This window comes from Lysobacter sp. FW306-1B-D06B, from assembly GCF_038446665.1.
In the GTDB taxonomy this organism is placed as follows: Bacteria; Pseudomonadota; Gammaproteobacteria; order Xanthomonadales; family Xanthomonadaceae; genus Lysobacter_J.
Map to the genome: position 1 here is coordinate 1,839,015 of NZ_CP151802.1, position 18,162 is coordinate 1,857,176.

General features: G+C 69.3%; 21 protein-coding genes. 6 read left to right on the forward strand and 15 right to left on the reverse strand.

Annotated features, from left to right (window positions below):
- Positions 1 to 159: 159 nt before the first annotated feature.
- A complete protein-coding gene (gene ahpC / locus AAFF32_RS08475; protein WP_216959835.1) occupies positions 160 to 723 on the reverse strand; it encodes an alkyl hydroperoxide reductase subunit C in 564 nt (187 codons plus the stop codon).
- Between the two features lie 211 nt (positions 724 to 934).
- Between ahpC and prmC the strand changes: the two genes are divergently transcribed.
- The gene (gene prmC, locus AAFF32_RS08480) at positions 935 to 1,840 is read left to right on the forward strand and encodes a peptide chain release factor N(5)-glutamine methyltransferase (RefSeq protein WP_342317060.1); all 906 of its coding nucleotides are present in this window, start codon (positions 935 to 937) and stop codon (positions 1,838 to 1,840) included.
- A gap of 56 nt (positions 1,841 to 1,896) precedes the next feature.
- On the opposite strand, the gene AAFF32_RS08485 is transcribed toward prmC, so the two are convergent.
- Positions 1,897 to 2,535 (reverse strand): hypothetical protein, encoded by a 639-nt coding sequence (locus AAFF32_RS08485; protein WP_342317061.1) that lies wholly within the window; start codon positions 2,533 to 2,535, stop codon positions 1,897 to 1,899.
- A gap of 201 nt (positions 2,536 to 2,736) precedes the next feature.
- Between AAFF32_RS08485 and pip the strand changes: the two genes are divergently transcribed.
- Entirely contained in the window at positions 2,737 to 3,681 is a 945-nt protein-coding gene (gene pip / locus AAFF32_RS08490) for a prolyl aminopeptidase (RefSeq protein ID WP_216959827.1), read from the forward strand.
- 96 nt (positions 3,682 to 3,777) lie between these two features.
- On the opposite strand, the gene AAFF32_RS08495 is transcribed toward pip, so the two are convergent.
- Genes AAFF32_RS08495 through AAFF32_RS08505 form a run of 3 tightly spaced genes read right to left on the reverse strand, consistent with a single transcriptional unit; the run spans position 3,778 to position 5,909 of the window.
- Positions 3,778 to 4,344, reverse strand: coding sequence for an NUDIX hydrolase (locus AAFF32_RS08495; protein WP_342317062.1), 567 nt, complete (start codon positions 4,342 to 4,344; stop codon positions 3,778 to 3,780).
- Positions 4,345 to 4,374: 30 nt separating this feature from the next.
- Positions 4,375 to 5,310: a 5'-3' exonuclease H3TH domain-containing protein gene (locus AAFF32_RS08500; RefSeq protein ID WP_342317063.1), complete on the reverse strand. Its 936-nt coding sequence runs from the start codon at positions 5,308 to 5,310 to the stop codon at positions 4,375 to 4,377.
- Entirely contained in the window at positions 5,307 to 5,909 is a 603-nt protein-coding gene (locus AAFF32_RS08505; protein ID WP_216959821.1) for a nitroreductase, read from the reverse strand. The genes AAFF32_RS08500 and AAFF32_RS08505 overlap by 4 nt, the downstream gene beginning before the upstream one ends.
- Positions 5,910 to 6,019: 110 nt before the next feature.
- Here AAFF32_RS08505 and AAFF32_RS08510 point away from each other — a divergent pair, with 110 nt between their 5' ends.
- Positions 6,020 to 8,293, forward strand: a complete 2,274-nt coding sequence (locus AAFF32_RS08510; protein ID WP_216959818.1) for a DUF1631 family protein — start codon at positions 6,020 to 6,022, stop codon at positions 8,291 to 8,293.
- A gap of 57 nt (positions 8,294 to 8,350) precedes the next feature.
- Here the strand turns inward: AAFF32_RS08510 and AAFF32_RS08515 are convergent, their stop codons facing one another.
- The 5 genes from AAFF32_RS08515 to AAFF32_RS08535 form a co-directional block, all read right to left on the reverse strand.
- Positions 8,351 to 9,487, reverse strand: coding sequence for an NAD(P) transhydrogenase subunit alpha (locus tag AAFF32_RS08515; RefSeq protein WP_342317064.1), 1,137 nt, complete (start codon positions 9,485 to 9,487; stop codon positions 8,351 to 8,353).
- Between the two features lie 68 nt (positions 9,488 to 9,555).
- Positions 9,556 to 10,011, reverse strand: coding sequence for a DUF3106 domain-containing protein (locus AAFF32_RS08520; protein WP_342317065.1), 456 nt, complete (start codon positions 10,009 to 10,011; stop codon positions 9,556 to 9,558).
- A gap of 1 nt (position 10,012) precedes the next feature.
- Positions 10,013 to 10,420: a hypothetical protein gene (locus tag AAFF32_RS08525; protein ID WP_342317066.1), complete on the reverse strand. Its 408-nt coding sequence runs from the start codon at positions 10,418 to 10,420 to the stop codon at positions 10,013 to 10,015.
- Positions 10,417 to 10,932, reverse strand: coding sequence for an RNA polymerase sigma factor (locus tag AAFF32_RS08530; RefSeq protein ID WP_342317257.1), 516 nt, complete (start codon positions 10,930 to 10,932; stop codon positions 10,417 to 10,419). Before AAFF32_RS08530 ends, AAFF32_RS08525 begins: the two co-directional genes overlap by 4 nt.
- Before the next feature lie 111 nt (positions 10,933 to 11,043).
- On the reverse strand, positions 11,044 to 11,400 hold the full coding sequence (locus tag AAFF32_RS08535; protein ID WP_342317067.1) for a hypothetical protein: 357 nt from the start codon (positions 11,398 to 11,400) through the stop codon (positions 11,044 to 11,046).
- Positions 11,401 to 11,532: 132 nt separating this feature from the next.
- Between AAFF32_RS08535 and AAFF32_RS08540 the strand changes: the two genes are divergently transcribed.
- On the forward strand, positions 11,533 to 11,832 hold the full coding sequence (locus AAFF32_RS08540) for an NAD(P) transhydrogenase subunit alpha (protein ID WP_216959805.1): 300 nt from the start codon (positions 11,533 to 11,535) through the stop codon (positions 11,830 to 11,832).
- Positions 11,829 to 13,220 (forward strand): NAD(P)(+) transhydrogenase (Re/Si-specific) subunit beta, encoded by a 1,392-nt coding sequence (locus tag AAFF32_RS08545; protein ID WP_342317068.1) that lies wholly within the window; start codon positions 11,829 to 11,831, stop codon positions 13,218 to 13,220. Before AAFF32_RS08540 ends, AAFF32_RS08545 begins: the two co-directional genes overlap by 4 nt.
- Before the next feature lie 180 nt (positions 13,221 to 13,400).
- Here the strand turns inward: AAFF32_RS08545 and AAFF32_RS08550 are convergent, their stop codons facing one another.
- From AAFF32_RS08550 to AAFF32_RS08565, 4 genes are all read right to left on the reverse strand, one after another.
- Complete coding sequence (locus AAFF32_RS08550) at positions 13,401 to 13,895, reverse strand: hypothetical protein (RefSeq protein ID WP_216959798.1); 495 nt, start codon at positions 13,893 to 13,895, stop codon at positions 13,401 to 13,403.
- A gap of 100 nt (positions 13,896 to 13,995) precedes the next feature.
- Positions 13,996 to 14,508, reverse strand: a complete 513-nt coding sequence (locus AAFF32_RS08555; RefSeq protein ID WP_342317069.1) for a hypothetical protein — start codon at positions 14,506 to 14,508, stop codon at positions 13,996 to 13,998.
- The gene (locus tag AAFF32_RS08560) at positions 14,496 to 15,335 is read right to left on the reverse strand and encodes a helix-turn-helix transcriptional regulator (protein WP_342317070.1); all 840 of its coding nucleotides are present in this window, start codon (positions 15,333 to 15,335) and stop codon (positions 14,496 to 14,498) included. The genes AAFF32_RS08555 and AAFF32_RS08560 overlap by 13 nt, the downstream gene beginning before the upstream one ends.
- A 180-nt stretch (positions 15,336 to 15,515) precedes the next feature.
- Complete coding sequence (locus tag AAFF32_RS08565) at positions 15,516 to 16,058, reverse strand: hypothetical protein (RefSeq protein ID WP_216959789.1); 543 nt, start codon at positions 16,056 to 16,058, stop codon at positions 15,516 to 15,518.
- Positions 16,059 to 16,186: 128 nt separating this feature from the next.
- Between AAFF32_RS08565 and AAFF32_RS08570 the strand changes: the two genes are divergently transcribed.
- Entirely contained in the window at positions 16,187 to 17,629 is a 1,443-nt protein-coding gene (locus tag AAFF32_RS08570; RefSeq protein WP_216959786.1) for a PLP-dependent aminotransferase family protein, read from the forward strand.
- Positions 17,630 to 17,633: 4 nt separating this feature from the next.
- Here the strand turns inward: AAFF32_RS08570 and AAFF32_RS08575 are convergent, their stop codons facing one another.
- Complete coding sequence (locus AAFF32_RS08575; protein ID WP_342317071.1) at positions 17,634 to 18,050, reverse strand: hypothetical protein; 417 nt, start codon at positions 18,048 to 18,050, stop codon at positions 17,634 to 17,636.
- Positions 18,051 to 18,162: the final 112 nt, after the last annotated feature.

Consider the following 18,162-nt stretch of genomic DNA (forward strand, 5'->3'; position numbering starts at 1 on the left):
ACAGCCCGAGCGTCGCGACATCCAAAGAAGAGAAGGGGCCAGCAACCTGGCCGGGCCTCGCGCGGAGGCTGGGGGGAGGGGCGGGTCCACGGGCGGCCTCGCCCCTCCGGTGTCGCCCCTCGATACCGAGGCGACGGTGCAGCGTTGGAACGTGACGACTTAGATCTTGCCGACCAGGTCCAGCGACGGCTTCAGGGTCTTCTCGCCTTCCTTCCACTTGGCCGGGCAGACCTCACCCGGATGCGCGGCGACGTACTGGGCGGCCTTGACCTTGCGCAGCAGCTCGTTGGCGTCGCGGCCGATGCCGCCGGCGTTGATCTCGACGATCTGGATCTTGCCTTCCGGGTCGATCACGAAGGTGCCGCGGTCGGCCAGGCCGGCTTCCTCGATCATCACGCCGAAGTTGCGGGTGATGGTGCCGGTCGGGTCGCCCACCAGCGGGTACTGGATCTTGCCGATGGTGTCGGAGGTGTCGTGCCAGGCCTTGTGGGTGAAGTGGGTGTCGGTCGACACGCCGTAGATCTCCACGCCCATGCGCTGGAATTCGGCGTAGTTGTCGGCCAGGTCGCCCAGCTCGGTCGGGCAGACGAAGGTGAAGTCGGCCGGGTAGAAGAACACCACGGACCACTTGCCCTTCAGGTCGGCATTGGTGACTTCAATGAATTCCCCGTTCTTATAGGCGGTGGCCTTGAACGGCAGGACTTCGGTGTTGATCAGCGACATGGATGCTTCCTTTGGCTGGGTGGGTGAGGGTGAAAATCGATAGGGAGAGGTTACGGATGGCGCATTAATCCATCAAGTTGATTGATGGAATGGATTTAATAGATAAAAGCTATTGAAGGCTTGACGCTCATCGACCCATTCAGATGCGGGCAGCGTCGAAGCACCGCAAGGCCAACCTCGCCGCAGGCGGCTTCGCACGCGAAAATGGGCGATGGACGATGCCTCCGAGTTCCGCCCCTCCCAGACCGCCGCCACCGTGGGCGCCCTCCTGGCCGCCGCGACCCGCCAGTTGCCCGGCGACGAAGCCCGCGCCGAGGCCGAGCGACTGCTCGGCCACGCCCTCGGCGTGGGATCGACCTGGCTCTACACGCATCGCGACGACGTGCCGGCGGCGGTGGAGATGGCCGATTTCGAGCGTCTGCTCGAGCGTCGCCTGGCGGGCGAGCCGGTGGCCTACCTGCTCGGGCGCCGCGGCTTCTGGCGCTTCGACCTGCAAGTCACGCCCGCGACGCTGATCCCGCGACCGGAAACGGAGCGGCTGGTCGAACTCGCGCTGGAGCGTCTGCCGGCGGACCGTCCGCTGCGTGTGGCCGACCTGGGCACGGGCACGGGCGCCATCGCGCTGGCGATCGCCCACGAACGGCCCATGGCGACCGTCATCGCCACCGACGCGAGTGCCGACGCGCTTGAAGTGGCCCGCGCCAATGCGCAATCGCTCGGCTTGGCGGGCGTGGAATTCCGCGAGGGCGACTGGCTCGCCCCTCTGACGGGCGAAAGTTTCGACCTCATCGCCAGCAATCCGCCGTACATCGCCGAAGACGACGCGCACCTGAGCCAGGGCGATCTGCGTTTCGAGCCTCGCGCTGCGCTCGCATCGGGCGCGGATGGCCTGGACGACATCCGCCGCATCGCGGCCGGGGCGCTTGCGCATCTTCGTCCCGGCGGATGGTTGCTGGTGGAGCACGGGTGGGATCAGGGCGCCGCGGTGCGCGCGGTGTTCGAGGCGGCGGGGCTGGAAGCGGTGCAGACCGAACAGGATTGGGAGCGGCGCGACCGGGTGACACTGGGCTGCCTCACGGATCGACGCGATCCAACCGCGGGCACGCCCTCCGTGTGAGTTGCGCAAAGAAAAGCCCGGCATCGAGCCGGGCTTTTCGTCGACGAGCCGGAGGATCAGAAGCTGGCGCGAACGCCGACGGTGTAGGTTTCCATCCCGTCGTTCAACTTCACACCGCCATGCAGGCCCCAGGTCTTGTTGAAGGCGTAGACCATGTCGAAGGCAGCGTAGAAGTCACCGTCGTAGTTATGGTTGAAATCCTCATAACCCAGGTAGGCATTGGCGTTGAGCTTGTCGGTCAGTCGGCCCAGCACGCCGGTGCTGATGTTGTAGCCGCTCGACCGGGTGCGTGCACGGTAGTAGTAGTAGTCATCCTCGAAGCGCATCGTGGTCGAGCTGTTGACGTAAGACAGCTGCGTCACCCAGTCCGCCCGGCTGCCGAGGGACTGGTTGAAACCCACGCCCAAGGACCAGTTGGTCTGGCGGTAGTGCTCGTTGTAGGTGTCGTAATAGCGGGGGCTGTAGGGGTCCGCATTGAAATCGTTGTCGCGGGTGCTCGCGTAGCTGGCGGTCGCGAAGAACGTGTCGGTGAATGCATACGAGCCGCTCAACCCGGCGCCATACGGATAGAGGCCGTCGGCATCCTGGTAGATGGCATCGAGTTGGACATAGGTGTGGCCGATGCCATTGGACTCGCTGGCGAACGACACGAACGGGGCGGCGGCGAGCGCCAGGGCGATCAAGGTCTTCTTCACGTATTACGTTCCTGATTCAGTGATGGCCGTCCGGCGGACGGACGCGCAGTTTTGTCCGCGTCGCGCACGGGGGGCATCAGACACCTCCTAAAAGTTTTGTTTTCCGGGGCATAAGCTCACCGACTCTTTCGCCTTGACCGTCGTGGCAGGCTCGCCGCGAGGCGCGCGCTAGAATCCAGCTTCCCCAGACGAGGTTCCCCGATGCGCACGCTCTATCCCGAGATCGAACCCTTCGACAGCGGCACGTTGCAGGTCGACGATCGCCACACGCTGTACTACGAGCAGTGCGGCAATCCCAAGGGAAAACCGGTGGTGTTGCTGCACGGCGGCCCCGGCGCGGGCTGCAGCCCGAAGATGCGGCGTTTCCATGATCCGGCGCGCTACCGCATCATCCTGTTCGACCAGCGCGGAAGCGGGCGCTCGACGCCGCACGCGGATCTGGTCGACAACACCACCTGGGATCTGGTCGCTGACATCGAGCGGCTGCGCGAAAAACTCGGCATCGACCGCTGGCAGGTGTTCGGCGGTTCGTGGGGTTCGACGCTGGCGCTGGCGTACGCGCAGGCCCATCCCAAGCGCGTGACCGAACTGGTGCTGCGCGGCATCTTCATGCTGCGTCGCTGGGAGCTGGAATGGTTCTACCAGGAAGGCGCCTCGCGCCTGTTCCCGGATGCGTGGGAGCACTACCTGTCGGCGATTCCGGTGGTGGAGCGCCACGACCTGATCAGCGCCTACCACCGCCGCCTCACCTCGACCGATGAAGCCACGCGGCTGGGCGCCGCCAAGGCATGGAGCGTGTGGGAAGGCGCAACGAGCTTCCTGCACATCGACCCGGACTTCGCCGCCAGCCACGAGGACCCGCAGTTCGCGCTGGCCTTCGCGCGCATCGAGAACCACTACTTCGTCAACAGCGGTTTCTTCGAAGTCGACGACCAGCTGCTGCGCGATGCGCACCGCATCGCCGACATTCCGGGCGTGATCGTGCACGGTCGCTACGACGTGGTCTGCCCGGTCGCCAATGCGTGGGATCTGAAGAAGGCGTGGCCGAAGGCGGAACTGGCGATCACGCCGGCGTCGGGCCATTCGGCGTTCGAAGCCGAGAATGTGGATGCGCTGGTGCGCGCGACGGATCGGTTCGCGGGCTGAGGGCCTTTTCCCTCTCCCTGGCCGCCTTCGGCGGCCTATCCCTCTCCCGCAAGGGGAGAGGGATGTGGGGCAGTTGCGAGAAGCGAGTCGAAACGCTCAGCCCGCCGGCGACCCGTCCGGGTTGTGCTCGATCATCCACAGCCCCGCCCAGAGCTTGAGGTCGAGCTCGTAGCCTTCGCGCTGCTTCTGCATCAGCCACGCCGGCGCCTGCGCGCGCGGGACTTCGTGCACGGTGATGTTCTCGTTGTCGATGCCGCCGCCTGCGCCGACTCGTGTGAGGTCGCGGGCCCGCACGAAGGCGATGCGCTCGCTGCTCATGCCGGCCGAGGTCGGCCCCACCAGCAGCACTTCCAGGCGTTTGGCGGCCCAGCCGGTTTCCTCGATCAGCTCGCGGCCGGCGGCGGCTTCCAGCGTGTCGGTTGCGCGGTCGTCGCCGACCAGGCCGGCCGGCATCTCGATCGTCGGCGCGCCCAGCGGGATGCGGTACTGCTCCACGAACAGCACCTTGTCGTCCGGCGTCACCGCGATGACGATCACCGCCATGCCGTCGCCGTGAGTGCGCTCGACGTACTCCCAGCGACCGCGCCGCAGCATGCGCAGCCACGGGCCTTCGTACAGGGTTTCGAGCGGTTCCTCGACGTGTTCGGTGGCGGGATCGGTCATCGGTGTCGGCGGTGGGTGCGGTGGCCGATGCTACGACGGAAGCTGTGACGGGGCGAAGTCGAGCCCGGCCGACTGGTACAACCTGCGTCGCGTCATCGGGCCGAAGCGCAGCCCGTCGCAGAGCGCGCCGAGGATCGCCGCATCGGCGCGACCCCGCACGAAATGCAGCGAGGTTTCGCCCAGCGGTGCATCCAGTGCGATGGTCGTGAGCTGGCGGCACAGCAGCGCCTGTTCGCGATGCTGGCGCAGCTTCGCGGCCGTGGATCCCGCGCCGCGCAGGCGCAGGAACGGCACTTCCTCCACGCGTTCCAGCAGCGCGTCGAGCGTGCCGAAATGCCCCAGCAGCGCCGCCGCCGTCTTCGCGCCGATGCCGGGCACGCCGGGGATGTTGTCGACGGCATCGCCGGTGAGGGCGAGGTAGTCGGCGATCTGATGCGCGTGCACGCCGTGGCGTTTCGGCACGCCGGCGGCGCCCCAGCGCTGGCCCTTGGCGAAGTCCCACTGCTCGTCGTGTTCGCCCAACAGCTGCGAGAGGTCCTTGTCGGCCGAGACGATCACCGAGCGGAACCCGTGCATGCGCGCGGCTGTCGCCGCAGTGCCGATGAGATCATCGGCCTCGTATTCGCCGTGCGCGAGCACCGCAAGCCCCAGCGCCTCGCACAGCTGCCGGCAATGCACGAACTGGCGCTTGAGCTCTTCCGGCGCCGGCTCGCGATTGGCCTTGTAGGCCGGGTAGAGCGTGTTGCGGAAGCACGAGTCCAGCGCTTCGTCGAACGCGATGGCGATGTGCTGTGGGCGCGCGCGGTCGAGCAGCTCCAGCAGGAAGCGGGCGAAGCCGTGCACGGCGTTGGTCGGCCAGCCTTCCGTGTCGTGGAACTCGTTGGGCATGGAATGCCAGGCACGGAACACGTACAGGCTGGCGTCCACCAGATAGAGCGTGCCGCCGGCCGCGGGTGCCGCGCTCACGTCGGGCTCCAGTGCGTCAGCAGGTCACGCGGATCGGGGCGCTCGCGCTCGGGCGCGTCCAGCTTCGGCGTGCCGATGTGGATGAAGCCGACCACGCGCTCGTGCTCGCCCAGGCCCAGCCAGCCGTCCACCACCGGGTCGTAGGCCAGCCAGCCGGTCAGCCAGATCGCGCCGTACCCCAGCGCCTGGGCGGCCTGGAGCAGGGCAAAGCAGACGCACGAGGCGGTGGAAAACCGCTCCGATTCAGGAATCTTTTCGTCCGGCCCGAAGCGGCCGATGACCGCCACGACCAGCGGCGCGTGCGAGAATCGCAGCCGGTCCTTTTCGTACACCGCTTCGCTGGCCTCCGGGTCGCGCTCGCGGCTGCGGGCGGCCAGGCGCTCGCCGAAGGCATGCCGGGCCTCGCCACGGAAGCTCAGGAAGCGGAACGGCACCCGCTTGCCGTGGTCCGGCACGCGCACGGCCGACTGGAGCAGGCGCAGGAGGGTCTCGGAGTCGGGCGCAGGCTCGCCGAGCTGCTTCGGCGGGACCGACCGACGGGCGTCCAGGGAGGCCAGGGCGAGGTCGATTTGCTGGGGGTCAGAAGTGTTTAGCGACATCAGTCACAATTGTTCAAAGAGGGCCTGCAAGACGGTGTCGTATCTTGCCACTATGTGCCGGGGAACTGCCGGCGCACGGCACGTTCGGTCCTAGTTACAGGGGAACACAGGTGTCCGGCTACCCGCACGGCGTCGCTCAAGCCACGCGTACCGATCCCTTGCGCGTGCTCGAAGAAATCAAGCGCCAGTCTCTGGAGGCGCTCGGCGGTCTGCCGGGTTCGCTTTACGGGCCTGTGGAAGATGCCCTGAAGGTGGCCCTGCTCAAGGGCGACGGCAAGACCAATCATTACGAAGAACAGGCCGCGCTGTGGGTGCTGCGCCAGCACCAGGCCTCGCACGTCATGAAGTACCGCCAGCAGGTGGCGCAGGCGTTCGACGACTTCCGCGCCCTGCGCATCCGCAGCGGCGGCGATGTCACCCTGCGCCTGGTCGATGAACAGCAACTGGAATACGAGCTCGCCAGCGGCCGCCTGAACGAGGCCCTCGTGGCGCGCTTCGCCCGCCCGCTGGATACACTGCAGACCCGTCTGCAGGCGTTGTCGGAGGCCATGCGCGTGCCGGCCGGCATCAATCCGATCGGCCCGGAGCGCCTGGTCCAGGCGTTCTCGCAGACGCTGCTGGACGCACAGGTGCCCGACACCTTGCGCGGCCGCCTGTTCCGTCATTACGAAACCGACCTGATCCGCCTGCTGGGCGATCTGTACGCGCGCATCAACGCGCTGCTCGCCAGCTCCGGTTACGGCGCCCCGATGGCGCCGCGCCCGCCGCAGGACGAGTTCCGCCGCGAGCCGGTCGTGCCGCCGCCCGCGCCGGTGTACGGCGGCGGTGGTTATGGCGCCCCTGGCTACGTGGCGCCGCAGGACGGCCTCGGCGGTTATGCCGGCGGCTATGCGCCCGGCCCGGGCGGCGCCCCGGTGTCCCAGCCCGACATCGCGGCGATGGCGCAGGAACTGGCCCAGCTGCGCAGCCAGTTGCACGCGTGGCGCGAATCGATCGCGCGCGGCGACGTGGCCTCCGGCGGCACGGCTGGGCAGCCCGACCGCCCGGTGATGCAGCGCCGCGAAATGCGCGTGGACGAAATCCTCAGCGTCGCTTCGCTGCTGCAGGCCGAGCCGCCGGATGCATTCGCACGCGCGCTGGCCGTGACCGGCCGCCTGGGTGAGACGATCCGCGACCATCTGCAGGACGGCGCGCGCCGGTTGGGCCTCAATCCCGACCAGGCCTGCTTCAGTCCGGAAGAGGAAGACGCGATCGACCTGGTCGCGATGCTGTTCGACTCGCTGTTCCGCCACAACGCACTGCAGGACCGTGCGCGCCGTCTGTACGCGCGACTGGTGCTGCCGTACGTCAAGGTCGCGCTCACCGACAACGCCGTGTTCGTCAAGCGCGAACACCCCGCGCGCCGCCTGCTCGATGCCATCACCGAAGCCTGCGAAGGCAACGACGGCGAGACGCCGCAGGACCGCGAACTGCTCGACCGCGCCACCGAGGTTTCGCAGCGCGTCGTGGCCGACTACAACGAAGACCTGGCGGTGTTCGAACTCGCCCATGCCGAGCTCGATGCACTGCTTGCGCAGCAGCGCCGCCGTTTCGAACTGCAGGAGCAGCGCGCCGCCAAGGCCACCTACGGCCGCGAACGTCTGGGCGCCGCACGCGCTCAGGCGGAAAACGCGCTGGAAGAGCGCCTGGGCGATACGACGCTGACGCAGGCGGTGGCCGATTTCCTCGCGATGCCCTGGCGCCACCACGTCGTGCAGACCTTGCTGCGCGACAACGCCGATCCGCGCCGCCACGCCGAGGCGATCGCCCTGGGCGACGCGCTGGTGATGGCCGACCGCCTGGCCGAGCAGAATCGCGGCGCCGAACTGGCCGACCAGCTGCTCGCCCTGCAGCCTTCGATCATCGAATGCCTGGCCAGCTCCGGCCTGGACGACAGCGCCGCCCAGCACGGCATGGCCGGCCTGGTGCGCGCGCTGGCGACGCCGGACACGCCGCGACGCCAACGGCCGGCGCCGCCGCTGTCGATGCCGGAGGACGACGCCGGCGAAGCCGAGCGTCGCCTGTGGCTGGTCGGCGGTACCGACACGGTCCGTCACGACCCTCTGCTTGCCGAGCGCATGCGCACGCTCGATGTCGGCGACTGGCTGCGCCTGACCAACGCCGAAGGCGAGACGACGGCGGTCAAGATCGCATGGCTGAGCCCGCTCACGTCGCGCTACCTGCTGGTGAATCGCCGCGGCCTGCGCGTGCTGGTCGCCTCGGCGGAAGAACTGTCCGCCCTGGCCGGCGCCGGCCGCCTCACCGTCGGCGCCGAACGCACGGCCTTCGACGAGGCGATGCGTCAGGTGCGCCGCCATCTGGACAGGGGAACGGGGACGCGCTGAGCGGCGTCCTCGTCGTCTACGCGAATCGCGGCATGCGCGCAGCGCGCGCAATCCTTACTACGTAGCCGCGATCACCGCCGGCGCCATCACGCGTTCCGGCCACACTGTCTTCGCCAGCAGCTCGTCGTCCCAATCCAGTGCGAGCCGTCCTTCGCGCGAAGCGTCTTCGGTGACGAACAAGCTCACGAAGTTGAGCACATTGCGCGCATACATCTCGCTGGCGTGCACCGCCCCCATGCTGGCGAGGTTGAGCGGGCCCGCGACCAGGACTCCGCCGCTTTCGATGTTTTCGCCGGGACGCGTGAGTTCGCAGTTGCCGCCGGTTTCGGCCGCGAGGTCGACGATCACGCTGCCCGGGCGCATGCCGGCGACCATCGCGGCAGTGACGATCTTCGGCGCAGGACGGCCCGGCACAGCGGCCGTGCAGACGATCACATCGACGTTCTTCAGGTGTTCGGCAAGACGACGCTGCTGTTCGGCGCGCTCCTCGTCGGTAAGCGCACGGGCGTAGCCGCCTTCGCCTGCGGCGCTGACGCCCAGGTCGAGAAATTTTCCACCGAGCGACTCGATCTGTTCGCGCGTTTCCGGGCGCACGTCGAAGCCTTCGACCTGGGCGCCCAGGCGCTTGGCCGTGGCAATGGCCTGCAGGCCCGCCACGCCCGCGCCGACGATCAGCACCTTGGACGGGCGGATCGTGCCGGCGGCCGTGGTGAGCATCGGGAAGAAGCGCGGCGCCAGTTGCGCGGCGATCAGCACGGCCTTGTAGCCGGCCATGCCGGCCTGCGAACTGAGCACGTCCATCGCCTGCGCGCGCGTGGTGCGCGGCAGGCGTTCGAGCGGGAAGGCGAGCAGCTTGCGCGCGTTGATGGCCTCGCCGCGCGCGGCATCGGATTGCGGGGCGAGCAGGCCGACGACGGCCGTGCCTTCGCGCAACGACGTCAGCGTCTGCGGCGAAGGCGGCTGCACGCAGAGCACGACATCGGCTTCGCCCAGTGCGGCGTTCGCGTCGGCGACGAGTTCCGCACCGGCGTCCGCGTAGGCCTCGTCGGTGAAGGCCGCGAGCCGTCCGGCACCGCGCTGCAAGCGCACGCGTGCGCCGCGTGCGACGAGCTTCTTGCAGGTTTCGGGCGTCAATGCGACGCGGCGCTCGCCGCTTGCGGTTTCGCTCGCCACGCCAATCGTGATGCCCGCCATGCTCCGCTCCCCGAACCGGTTGTCATCGCATCCTAGCGGAAGCGACGCGGGCGGTGCGACGGTGCGGCTTAGTCGCGCGGCGGCCGGCCGGGCGGCATGTCGGCCGGCGCGGGGTTGGCCTTCACCCAGTCGCGGCGCTGGTCGGGCGTCATGTCCCGCCACTGCGCCTTCAATGCCTTGCGCTGCGGTTCGTCGAGCGTGCGCATCTTCGCGAACAGGGCGCGGGTCTGCTCGCGCTGCTCCGGGCTCATGCTTTCCCAGCGCTGCATGCCGTGGCGCGCGCGCTGGCGCTGCTCGGGCGTCATCTGCTGCCAGCGCTGTGCGCGGTCGAGCATGCGCTGGCGGCCGTCGGGCTGTGCGTTCCAGCGATCGCGCATCGGTGCGATCAGCGTCTCGCGCTGCGCCGGGGTGAGCTGCTCCCATGCCGGCAACGGCTTGGCGGCGGGCGGGTTGGCGGCCAGCAATGGCGCGCTGGCGAACATCAGCGCGAAGGCGAAAACGCGGGAAAGCACGAAGGTGCGCATGTCACGGCTCCAGGGTCGGCACGGCGTCGTCGTTGGACGCCAGCCACAGGTACAGGTCGGGGTTTTCGTCGAGCGCGGCGATGGCGGTGTCGGTATCGAAGGCGGTGTTGGACTCGCTCGTCGCGCTCGCCACGGCGGCCGCGGACGGTGCGGGCGCCGGCGCCTGCGACGGACGCAGCTGCAGTCCGATCGCGACGGCGAACACCGCCGCCAGGCCGCTGCCGAGCACCCAGTTCAGGCCGCGGCGCGGTTCGCGCTCCACGGCCGGCCGTGCGGCGGCCTGCCGCGCGACGCGCAGGCGCGCGCGGGTGGGCGAGGAGACCTGCGCCACCGCCTGCGCGTGCAACGCGCGCATGGTCTGGTCGAAACGGTCGTCGCTGCGGTTCATCGGTTCGTGCTCGCGTGTCATCGCCAATCCTCCAGTTGCCGCTGCAGCGCTTCGCGTGCGCGCGACAGATGGGTCTTCACCGCGCCTTCGCTGCAGCCCATCGCCCGCGCGGTCGTGGCGACGTCGAGTTCTTCCAGCACGCGCAGGCTGAACGCCTCGCGCTGCCGGGCCGGGAGTTTGCCCAGCGCATCGGCCAGCTTGCCGTAGGCCTCGCGGCCTTCGTGGGCACGCGAGGGGTCGGGTGCGTCGTCGGCCCAGTCCAGCGCGCTGTCCTCGCGCTCCGGCGCGGGCATCAGCCAGCGCAGGCGGAACGTGCGGCGACGCTGCACGTCGACGATGCGGCTGCGCAGGATGCTCCAGAACAGCGGCGTCCATTCCTGCGCCGGGCGCTCGCGGTAGGCGAGCATCTTCATCATCGCGTCCTGCACCGCATCCAGCGCGTCGTCGCGATGGCGCAGGCCCAGTTCGGCGAAGCGGAATGCGCGCGTGCCGATGCCGGACAGGAACTCTTCCAGCGACGCCGGCAGGCGCACCGGCGCCGCCTCCGGAGAGGAAGCGGCGCGGGCGTGTGCGTCGGCCGGTGCGGCGGTCAGCACGTCGTCTTCGGGTTCGCGGTTCACGCGTCGGAGCATAAGGGCTAAGAATTAATCCCAGTGCGAACGATTCCAGCGGCGATCGAATCGGTCGCCCCTGCGGTCCCAGCGCGCCTGCGCGACGTCGCCGCGGCGGTCCAGCCGGCGGTCGATGCGGTCGCCCCTGGCGTCCAGCCGGGCGGCATTGCGCCAGTGGCCGAGCGCGGCCTGGCGGTCCGCGCGCAGGTCCAGGCGGTGGTCGATGCGGTCGCCCTTGCGGTCCAGCCGCGCTTCCACGCGTTCGCCCTTGCGGTCGAGGCGACGGTCCACACGATCGCCGAAGTCCCCCGCACTGGCCGCCGAAACGGCGCCGAGCGCCAGCAACCCGAGTCCCGTCAACAGCCAACGCCTGCGCGATGCGTGCTTCATGGGTGCCTCCTCCTGATCGGCCCGGACGGGCCTTGCGGGAGGGGGAACGTCCCGCGTGCGGCGCGGTTGACACGACTGGCGCCGCGTTCATCGGCGGTTATGATGCGGATGACAATTGGACGGGGATGGGTGATGGGCGACGGGTTTGTGGCGCTGTACATCTTCATGCTGGCGGCTATCGCCGGGCACGTGATCATCTCGCGCGTGCCGGTGATCCTGCACACGCCGTTGATGTCGGGCTCCAACTTCATCCACGGCATCGTCCTGATCGGCGCGATGGTCGTCCTCGGTCACGCCGACACCACACTGGAAAAGGTCATCGGCTTCGTCGCCGTGCTGCTGGGCGCGGGCAACGCCGCCGGCGGCTACGTGGTGACCGAGCGCATGCTGGAAATGTTCAAGACCAGCAAGAAGCCGGGGTCGAAGGCATGAGCGCCCTGGTCTGGGTCGCTTCGGCCAGCTACTTCGTCGCCGCCACGTTGTTCCTCCTGGGCCTGCAGCGCATGGCCTCGCCGATGACCGCGCGCAGCGGCATCCGCTGGGCCGGACTGGGCATGGTGATCGCCACCGTCGCCACGTTCCTGCTGCCGGGTCTGCACAACCTGCCGCTGATCGTGACCGCGCTCGTCATCGGCACCGCGGCGGCGTGGATCTCCGGCAAGAAGGTCGCCATCACCGACATGCCGCAGATGGTCGCCCTCTACAACGGCATGGGCGGCGGTTCGGCGGCGGCGATCGGCGCGGTGGAACTGCTGCGTTTCTCCGCGGCCGGACAGGCGCCTTCGCCCACGGCGCTGGTGCTTGCCGTCATCGGCGCCGCCATCGGCGCGATCTCGCTGTCGGGTTCGATCATCGCCTGGGCCAAGCTCGACGGACGCCTCGACAAGCGCGTGGTGTTCCCGGGGCAGCAGCTGTTCAACCTCGCCGTGTTCGTGGCGATGCTGGTGCTGGGCGGCATCGTCGTGCACTCGCTTTCGGTGCCGGCCATCATCGGGTTCTTCGTTCTTGCGCTGGCGCTGGGCGTTCTGATGACGCTGCCCATCGGCGGCGCCGACATGCCGGTGGTGATCTCGCTGTACAACGCGCTCACCGGTCTTGCGGTGGCGTTCGAAGGTTACGTGCTGGGCAACGAGGCGCTGATCATCGCCGGCACCATGGTCGGCGCGGCCGGTACGCTGCTCACGCAGCTGATGGCGAAGGCGATGAACCGCCCGATCCACGGCGTGCTGTTCTCCAGCTTCGGCGGCGGCGGGCAGGCGCAGGAGATCAGCGGCACGCAGAAGCCCATCGAAGCCGGCGACGTCGCCGCGATGATGGCCTACGCCGAACGCGTGGTGATCGTGCCCGGCTACGGCATGGCCGTGGCGCAGGCGCAGCACAAGATCTGGGAGCTGGCGCAGCGCCTGATCGATCGCGGCGTGAAGGTGAAGTTCGCGATCCATCCGGTTGCCGGACGCATGCCCGGCCACATGAACGTGCTGCTGGCCGAAGCGGGCGTGCCGTACGACCTCATCGCCGACATGGATGACATCAATCCCGAGTTCCCCAACACCGACGTGTCGCTGGTGATCGGCGCGAACGACGTGGTGAACCCGGTGGCGAAGACCGATCCGGGCTCGCCGATCTACGGCATGCCGATCCTCGACGTGGCGAACTCGAAGAACACCATCGTCATCAAGCGCGGCAAGGGCACGGGCTTCGCGGGCATCGAGAACGCGCTGTTCTACCAGGACAACACGCGCATGCTCTATGGCGACGGTGCGGAGATGGCCAGCGCGCTGGTGAGCGAGTTGAAGGCGCTGGACGGCGGCGGGCACTGAGGCGCGCATCGCGCATTCGACGGGTCACCGAAGACGTGATCCCGGCGCAGGCCGGGATCCAGGCTAGGCACGCCGCAGTTCCACCGAAGCCTGCTCTTCGGCTGACATGATGGCCTGGATCCCGGCCTGCGCCGGGATCACGGGTTCCGTAGACAATCGACGAGCGTGAATGCGCAGTGCTCAACGCACCGTGCAGATCTCACCGTTGACGAAGGTGTCGACGGTGCCGCCGGTCTTGTGGCCACTGACGAAGAAGTGACCGGTCGCGCCGGCATACTCGCCGGTGCCGGACACGATCTCCTGATACGCCGTCACCACGCCCTCCGGGCCACGCGTGGTCACGCCGGTCTCGCGCGCGATGATCGTGCCGCGCCGTGTGCGGTATTCGAACGGTCCGCTGTAGATCAGGAAGTTGGGCGACGTGGCCGGGCTGGTCGACACCGCGCTGTCGGCGGCGAAGTGCGTCACGCCGCGGAAGCCGTGGCTGCCTTCGACCTCACCGAGGAAGCACGAAGCCAGGCCGGCGTTGCAGCCGGTGGTGGACTGGATCTCGTCGAGGTCGGCGCGGATCTCCTTGCAGCGGCCACCGGCGACGGCGGGGACGGACGCGGCGGCCAGCAACAGCACCAGCGCGGACGTTGCGAAGGACGGCATTGCGAGGGACGTGCGGTTCATCAGCGTTGCTCCATGCGGTGCGGGCCGCCTGCGCGCGCAGCGGCACCGCGCGGCTCGATGAGGCGCGCGAGCGGGGTGAAGCGGAATGACCGGGGCGGGCTCAGGAACCGGCGACGAAGGCCGGCGAGGCAGGCGTTCGCGACCATCGCCCGTCCCACCCGCGCCGCGCGAACCACGCACACGGCCAGCCGACGAGCACGACGTGTGCGATCACGCTGCACACCGTCCAGACCGTCGGAAGCGAACCGCCGCGCGGCGACGCCGACAGCGGCACGACGACGAAATTCATGAAGGCGTACAGCACCAGTCCGTACAGCGCGCCGTAACGCCACGGCCGATCGCGCAGCGGCAGCGCGTCGCGTGCGGCGCACGCATAGGCCAGGCCCATGCAGGCGGCGATGAGGTAGTGCAGCCCCAGGCCCAGCAGCGCGCTCGATGCTCCACCGGAGAATGCGGCGCGCCCCAATACGCCTGCGGCAATGCTCTGCGCGATGCGTTGCGGCGGCACGCCGTACAGCGACCAGAAGCCGATGGCGTACAGGATGTCGAGCGTGCCCGCGAGCAATCCGCCCAGCACGCCCCAGACGAGTGCGTGCCGTGTCAGGCCGCGCATGCGTTGGTCTCCAAGCGGCGTGCTTCGGTGGCGGTCATGCCGAAGGCGTGCTTGAACGCGCGACAGAAGGCGCTCTGGCTTTCGAAACCGAGCTTGTGCGTGATCGTCGCCACGGGCATGTCGGTCTCGCGCACGAGCTGCCATGCACGCGCATGGCGCAGCCGCGCGAAGTAGTCGCTCGGCGTTTCGCCGAACACCGCGCGATGCAGGCGGATGAGATGCCCGGGCGAGTAGTGCGCGCGTTCGGCGAGCCAGGCGACGTCGACCGTCGCGTCGTCGTCGGCCTCGACATGGCATTGCATCAGATGGCGCAGCCACAGCAGGCGCAGCAGTGCCTGACGCCGGTGCGCCAGCGTGCGCCCACGGCAGCGCGGCAGGCACGCGGCGACGTCGCGCTGGCGTTCGAGCAGAGCGGGCAGGAGGGCGTCGAGCGCGGTGTCGTCGCGAACGAGTGCGGCCAGGGTGTCGTGGATGTCGTCGGCTTCGCCGCGCCAGGGCAACGGTTCTTCTTCGTCGCGAAGGTTCGCGACGTGCCGGCACCACACCTCCTGCGATGCAGTGAGTGCGATCCAGCGCGATTCGTGCGAGCCCTGCACGCGCAGCGTCGCCGCGCGCCACAGCTGCGCTTCGCCCGCGCGCAGAAACCACTGCGCATCGGGTGCCTGCATCGCCAGCCGTCCGCGCAGCGGCAGCCAGAGCGAGGGCCAGTTCGACGCAAGCTGCACCGCGGCGGCGCCATGCGCGACGACGAGGTGCCAATCGTCGGCGGCGAGCGCGTCGGGGGACAGTCGCGCGGAGGGAGGCAGCTCGTGGCGATGCAACGGCATGTCGAAGGGCCCGATCGGCGCATGTCGCCAATGGCCCCACGCTAACCACGCATGGGCCGGGTTTGGAGAACCAATTCGGCAGGTCCCGTGGGGGCCATTCGTCCGGCGGCGCGCATGAAACAAGGCCGGCCGCGTTCAGCGGCCGGCCTCTTGCCATCGGGTGCGCGGATCAGCGCGTCATCAAGGCGCGGGGCCGTACCAGCGCCGCGCCATCCAGGCCGTCGGAATGCCGATCAGCACCATGTGGGCGAGCAGGCAGGCGAGGTTCCAGTCGGGAAGGAAACGCCGTGGCGGCGCGGCCGAGAACAACGGCACGATCACGACGTGCAGCAGCACGAACCACGCCGCGCCGTACAGCGCACCGGCGAGCAGCGGGCGGTCTCGCAGCGCGCGGTAGTCGCGCGCGGCCAGGTGGTAGATCGCCACGATCGCCGACATCAGCGTGTAGTACAGGACCGCGCCCGCGGCGGCCGAGGCCATGCCCCCGGCGAAGGCCGCTTCGCGGCCGACGATCCAGGCCCAGATCGACTGCACGATCCGCACCGGCGGGGTGCCCGACTGCGCCCACCAGGCCATCGCGAACAGGAGGTCGGCGCTGCCGACGGCCAGGCCGCCGACGACGATCCAGGCCCAGGCCGCGGGGCGGGCGTGGCCTGCGAAGCGTGCGGAGGGCAGCACGGGGCCGGCCTTCATCGGCGCGGCTTTCATGGGCGCGGTTTTCATCGACGCGAAGCTCCTGGGGGCGGGCGGACGGGCGACGGCGAATGGCCCTATGAGGCCGCGAAGAATTGGCACTGGCAAGGGCCAATTCAGGGGGGTTCAATGGGGCCAATCGACTGCGGAGATCCGCCATGCACCTGCAGCTGGACGGTCGTGGTCCGCTCCATGCCCAACTGACTCGGGCGCTGAAGGGCGCCGTCTTCGGCGGCCGCATGAGCGAGGGCGCGCGATTGCCCGCCACGCGCCAGCTTGCGCGCGAGCTGGGCGTGTCGCGCAACACCGTGCTGGCCGCCTACGAGCAGCTGCGCGCCGAAGGCTTCGTCGATGGCCGCGTCGGCTCGGGCAGCTACGTGACACCGCCTCTGCAGGCCCCGCGCCCGCTGCACGCGGTGGACATGCCGCTGCCGGCGCAGTCGCAGTTCGCCCGCCGCGCGCGCGTCATCCACGATCACCTGCGCATACCCGGCCGCGCGATTCCCGGCGTGCGTTACGCCTTCCAGTACGGCGTTCCGCTGACCAATCCCGCGCTGACCAGCGCCTGGGCGCGCGAGCTGGCTCATGCGGCGGCCTACACCTCGCCGAACTACCCCGCCTCGCAGGGCGTGCCGGCGTTGCGCGAAGCCGTGTGCGACTACCTGGCGCGCCGGCGCGGCATCCAGGCCGAACCGCAGGACGTGGTGATCGTGGCCGGCACGCAGCAGGCGGTGGCGCTGACGGCGCGCGTGCTGCTGGATCCGGGCGACGAGGTGCTGCTGGAGGAGCCGCACTACTCGGCGATGCGCGAGGCGTTGCAGATCCACGGCGCAAAGGTCGTCACGCGCGACGTCGACGAACACGGGCTCATCGTCGACGACCTGCCCACGCACGCGCCCAAGCTCATCTGCGTCACGCCTTCGCACCAGTTCCCCAGCGGCGCGGTGCTGTCGTTGCCGCGCCGGCTGGAACTGCTCGACTACGCCCGCCGCCACGGGAGCTGGATCCTGGAGGACGACTACGACGGCGAGTTCCGCTACGACGCGCGACCGCTGGCCGCGTTGCGTTCGCTCGACGAGGGCGATCGGGTGATCTACGTGGGCACCTTCTCCAAGGCGATGTTCCCCTCGCTGCGGCTGGGTTACCTGGTAGTGCCGGCGGGACTGCGCGGGGATTACGTCAACGCCAAGTGGCAGGACGACTTCGGCTCCTGCGGCATCGAGCAGGCGGCGCTGGCGCGCTTCATCGTCGACGGCGGTTTCGAGCGCCATCTGCGCCGCGCGTGGAAGACGCTGAAGGAGCGCCGCGATGCGCTGCTGGACGGATTGCAGCGCTGCGGACGCGGGCGGCTGCGCATCAACGATTCACACGCCGGCATGCATCTGGTGGTCTGGCTCAACGGTCGCAATGCGGCCGAAGGTGAGGCGTTCATCGCGCGGGCGCGCAGCCTGGGGCTGGGGCTCTATCCGATCGCGCCGTATTACCTGGCGCCGCCCGACAGCGCCGGCCTGCTGCTGGGGTATTGCGGACTGTCGGTGGCGGAGATCGAGGAGGCCGTGGCGCTGTTCGCGACCTGCCTGGACGAGTTCGACGCGGCCTGAGGCCTCAGCGCGACAGCCACGCCGCGGCCAGCAGGCCGACGCCGATCCACACCGCGTCCATCGCGCTGTTGGCCAGCTGAACCAGGATCCACGCGTGGTGCCCGCCCAGTTTCATGGCCGAGTCCCACGGGTCCAGGCCGAGCATGCCGCCCAGCTGCGTGGCGGTGATGAACCAGTTGGCTGCGATCACGATCCCGGCCGTCGCGGCGACGCCGGCGACCATCCGCCCCAGGCCCGGACGCCAGCCGCCCAGACGCAGCATCCAGGCGATGTCGAGCGCGCCCAGCACCGCCATCCAGCCCAATTGACGACCGTTGTAGAGGCTGGCCAGGACCCACACCGCGGCGAAGCCGAACGCGCCGAGCAGCAACAGCGGCCACGAGAGCCACGAGGTGCGGCGGGCAGGGGCGGGTGGTGTCATCGAACGCTCGCGGGGGCGACAGGCCGCACAGCATAGCGGGCGAGCGCTCAAAACGACCGGCGCGGCAACGCTGCATCGCGTGCGCGACGGGCTCGTGCGGGCACGGTGCCGC

Excerpts from the sequence above, each read along its gene's own strand:
- pip (WP_216959827.1), top strand. The coding sequence starts at position 2,737 with ATGCGCACGCTCTATCCCGAGATCGAACCCTTCGACAGCGGCACGTTG.
- AAFF32_RS08560 (WP_342317070.1), bottom strand. The coding sequence starts at position 15,335 with ATGCCGTTGCATCGCCACGAGCTGCCTCCCTCCGCGCGACTGTCCCCC.
- prmC (WP_342317060.1), top strand. The coding sequence starts at position 935 with ATGGACGATGCCTCCGAGTTCCGCCCCTCCCAGACCGCCGCCACCGTG.
- AAFF32_RS08570 (WP_216959786.1), top strand. The coding sequence starts at position 16,187 with ATGCACCTGCAGCTGGACGGTCGTGGTCCGCTCCATGCCCAACTGACT.
- AAFF32_RS08495 (WP_342317062.1), bottom strand. The coding sequence starts at position 4,344 with ATGACCGATCCCGCCACCGAACACGTCGAGGAACCGCTCGAAACCCTG.
- AAFF32_RS08555 (WP_342317069.1), bottom strand. The coding sequence starts at position 14,508 with ATGCGCGGCCTGACACGGCACGCACTCGTCTGGGGCGTGCTGGGCGGA.
- AAFF32_RS08515 (WP_342317064.1), bottom strand. The coding sequence starts at position 9,487 with ATGGCGGGCATCACGATTGGCGTGGCGAGCGAAACCGCAAGCGGCGAG.
- AAFF32_RS08520 (WP_342317065.1), bottom strand. The coding sequence starts at position 10,011 with ATGCGCACCTTCGTGCTTTCCCGCGTTTTCGCCTTCGCGCTGATGTTC.
- AAFF32_RS08525 (WP_342317066.1), bottom strand. The coding sequence starts at position 10,420 with ATGACACGCGAGCACGAACCGATGAACCGCAGCGACGACCGTTTCGAC.
- AAFF32_RS08565 (WP_216959789.1), bottom strand. The coding sequence starts at position 16,058 with ATGAAAACCGCGCCCATGAAAGCCGCGCCGATGAAGGCCGGCCCCGTG.
- AAFF32_RS08540 (WP_216959805.1), top strand. The coding sequence starts at position 11,533 with ATGGGCGACGGGTTTGTGGCGCTGTACATCTTCATGCTGGCGGCTATC.
- AAFF32_RS08535 (WP_342317067.1), bottom strand. The coding sequence starts at position 11,400 with ATGAAGCACGCATCGCGCAGGCGTTGGCTGTTGACGGGACTCGGGTTG.
- AAFF32_RS08505 (WP_216959821.1), bottom strand. The coding sequence starts at position 5,909 with ATGTCGCTAAACACTTCTGACCCCCAGCAAATCGACCTCGCCCTGGCC.
- AAFF32_RS08575 (WP_342317071.1), bottom strand. The coding sequence starts at position 18,050 with ATGACACCACCCGCCCCTGCCCGCCGCACCTCGTGGCTCTCGTGGCCG.
- ahpC (WP_216959835.1), bottom strand. The coding sequence starts at position 723 with ATGTCGCTGATCAACACCGAAGTCCTGCCGTTCAAGGCCACCGCCTAT.
- AAFF32_RS08550 (WP_216959798.1), bottom strand. The coding sequence starts at position 13,895 with ATGAACCGCACGTCCCTCGCAATGCCGTCCTTCGCAACGTCCGCGCTG.
- AAFF32_RS08545 (WP_342317068.1), top strand. The coding sequence starts at position 11,829 with ATGAGCGCCCTGGTCTGGGTCGCTTCGGCCAGCTACTTCGTCGCCGCC.